The 3,425-nt window shown below is 46.0% G+C and carries 2 tRNA genes and 1 rRNA gene; all 3 read left to right on the top strand.

The features are described from left to right. The first annotated feature begins 33 nt into the window (after window positions 1–33). A tRNA-Ile gene (locus I3217_RS15005) sits at window positions 34–107 on the top strand. Window positions 108–189: 82 nt separating this feature from the next. Beyond that, window positions 190–263, top strand: a tRNA-Ala gene (locus I3217_RS15000). Between the two features lie 229 nt (window positions 264–492). Next, window positions 493–3,324: ribosomal RNA gene (locus tag I3217_RS14995) — 23S ribosomal RNA — on the top strand. Window positions 3,325–3,425: the final 101 nt, after the last annotated feature.

Here is a 3,425-nt window from a genome sequence, read left to right as displayed (position 1 = left end):
TCAGCTGTTAATTTAAAATGATCTATTAAGTAGAGTCTCATAGCTCAGCTGGTTAGAGCGCTACACTGATAATGTAGAGGTCGGCAGTTCGAGTCTGCCTGAGACTACTAAATTAATAAAAAGGAAATTCTAGAAGCTAGAGTAGTAGTTAACTTACTACTAACTACTAATTACTAACGACTAGTAATTGGGGGATTAGCTCAGCTGGCTAGAGCGCCTGCCTTGCACGCAGGAGGTCATCGGTTCGACTCCGATATTCTCCACAAGACAATGTCTTGAGATCATAATTTCAAGCATTGCGTAGAGGAAGATAGGCATCTATTGTCTGTTGTGACTCACGAGACGTTCATTGACATATTGAAAAAGATACATAAAAAATTGAATTAAAGGTGATTATGTGTTGCACACACATAATTACAGTAATATAATTCGTAATTAATTAAGGTCACGAGCCTTTAATTAATTATAAACTCATTAAAAAAGCAAAAAGTACAATAAGCTAAATAAGGGCGTATGGGGAATGCCTAGGCTCTCAGAGGCGAAGAAGGACGTGATAAGCTGCGAAAAGCTGCGGGGATTGGCACATACAAATTGATCCGCAGATATCCGAATGGGGCAACCCGGCATATTGAAGATATGTCATCCAGTAATGGAAGCAAACCCGGAGAACTGAAACATCTAAGTACCCGGAGGAGAAGAAAACAAAAGTGATTCCGTAAGTAGTGGCGAGCGAACGCGGATTAGCCCAAACCAGTGTTGTTACGGCAATACTGGGGTTGTAGGACTGCAATATTCGAGTTACGATGAATTAGAATTGTTTGGAAAGACAAACCGAAGAGGGTGATAGTCCCGTATAAGTAAAGACTAATAAGATAGCAGTATCCTGAGTAGCGCGGGGCACGTGAAACCCTGTGTGAATTTGGCGGGACCATCCGCTAAGGCTAAATACTCCTGAGAGACCGATAGTGAACTAGTACCGTGAGGGAAAGGTGAAAAGAACCCTGAATAAGGGAGTGAAAAAGAACCTGAAACCATACGCTTACAAGCGGTCGGAGCCATTCGTGGTGACGGCGTGCCTTTTGCATAATGAGCCTACGAGTTACCGTTGCTAGCAAGGTTAAGGACTTCAGGTCCGGATCCGTAGCGAAAGCGAGTCTGAATAGGGCGCTATAGTTAGTAGTGGTAGACGCGAAACCGTGTGATCTACCCATGGGCAGGTTGAAGCTGTAGTAACATACAGTGGAGGACCGAACCGGTTGACGTTGAAAAGTCTTCGGATGACCTGTGGGTAGGGGTGAAAGGCCAATCAAACTCGGAAATAGCTCGTACTCCCCGAAATGCATTTAGGTGCAGCGTTGATTAATAGTTTTATAGAGGTAGAGCTACTGATTGGATGCGGGGGCTTCACCGCCTACCAATTCCTGACAAACTCCGAATGCTATAAAATGTTTATCAGCAGTGAGGGCATGGGTGCTAAGGTCCATGTCCGAGAGGGAAAGAACCCAGACCATCAGCTAAGGTCCCCAAATGTATGTTAAGTTGAAAAAACGCGGTTGAACTGCTTAGACAGCTAGGATGTTGGCTTGGAAGCAGCCATTCATTTAAAGAGTGCGTAACAGCTCACTAGTCGAGCGGTTCGGCATGGATAATAATCGGGCATAAACATACTACCGAAGCTATGGATTTATAATTTATTATAACTGGTAGGGGAGCATTCTAATAGGGTTGAAGGTGTACTGTGAGGTATGCTGGACTAATTAGAAAAGAAAATGTAGGCATAAGTAACGATAATGCGGGCGAGAAACCCGCACTCCGAAAGACTAAGGTTTCCTCAGCTATGCTAATCAGCTGAGGGTTAGTCGGGACCTAACGCGAACCCGAAAGGGGTAGTGGATGGACAACAGGTTAATATTCCTGTACCTGCTCTTACTAAAAGTGACGGAGGCGTATATTTGGTGCGAACTGACGGAATAGTTCGTTGAAGCGGCTGGTAACACCGCGATAGTACACTGAGTCTACGGACAAGGTGATAATCCAGAGAAGCGACTTCCAAGAAAAGCGAAAGAAGCAGCCCGTACCCTAAACCGACACAGGTAGTTGGGATGAGAATTCTAAGGAGCTCGAGAGATTCATGGCTAAGGAACTAGGCAAAATAGACCTGTAACTTCGGGAGAAAGGTCGCCCTACTTCGGTAGGGCCGCAGTGAAAAGGTCCAGGCGACTGTTTATCAAAAACACAGGGCTATGCTAAATAGAAATATGACGTATATGGCCTGACACCTGCCCGGTGCTGGAAGGTTAAGTGGTGGGCTTAGCAGTAATGCGAAGGTCTAAAATGAAGCCCCAGTAAACGGCGGCCGTAACTATAACGGTCCTAAGGTAGCGAAATTCCTTGTCGGGTAAGTTCCGACCTGCACGAATGGTGCAACGATCTGGACACTGTCTCAGCCATGAGCTCGGTGAAATTGTAGTATCGGTGAAGATGCCGATTACCCGCAGTGGGACGAAAAGACCCCGTGCACCTTTACTATAGCTTAGTATTGGTTTTGGATAAGTAATGTGTAGGATAGGTGGGAGACTTCGAAGCAGCATCGCCAGGTGTTGTGGAGTCATTGTTGAAATACCACCCTTTGCTTATCTAGAGTCTAACCTTCTTATGAAGGGACAGTGCTTGGTGGGTAGTTTGACTGGGGTGGTCGCCTCCAAAAGAGTAACGGAGGCTTCTAAAGGTTCCCTCAGCACGCTTGGTAACCGTGCGTAGAGTGCAATGGCATAAGGGAGCTTGACTGAGAGACCTACAAGTCGATCAGGTACGAAAGTAGAGCATAGTGATCCGGTGGTTCCGCATGGAAGGGCCATCGCTCAAAGGATAAAAGGTACGCCGGGGATAACAGGCTGATCTCCCCCAAGAGCTCATATCGACGGGGGGGTTTGGCACCTCGATGTCGGCTCGTCACATCCTGGGGCTGGAGAAGGTCCCAAGGGTTGGGCTGTTCGCCCATTAAAGTGGCACGCGAGCTGGGTTCAGAACGTCGTGAGACAGTTCGGTCTCTATCTACTGTGGGCGTTAGAAATTTGAGTGGATCTGACTCTAGTACGAGAGGACCGAGTTGGACCAACCTCTGGTGTATCTGTTGTCACGCCAGTGGCATTGCAGAGTAGCTACGTTGGGAAGGGATAAGCGCTGAAAGCATATAAGCGCGAAACCCACCACAAGATGAGATTTCTTTAAAGGGTCGTGGGAGATGACCACGTTGATAGGCTATAGGTGTAAAGGCAGTAATGTCATAGCCGAGTAGTACTAATAACCCATAGGCTTATTGTACGCCTGTTTTTTTAGAGTACACGAATTATACAAAACAATTTATATTCAATTTTAGTGTAGAAGACTCATAAGAGTCCTTTTTCAATATGTTAAAATATTAG

Origin of the sequence: Formosa sp. S-31, assembly GCF_051172795.1 — a bacterium.
In the GTDB taxonomy this organism is placed as follows: domain Bacteria; phylum Bacteroidota; class Bacteroidia; order Flavobacteriales; family Flavobacteriaceae; genus Formosa.
This window is presented reverse-complemented; position numbering and strand designations above follow the sequence as displayed.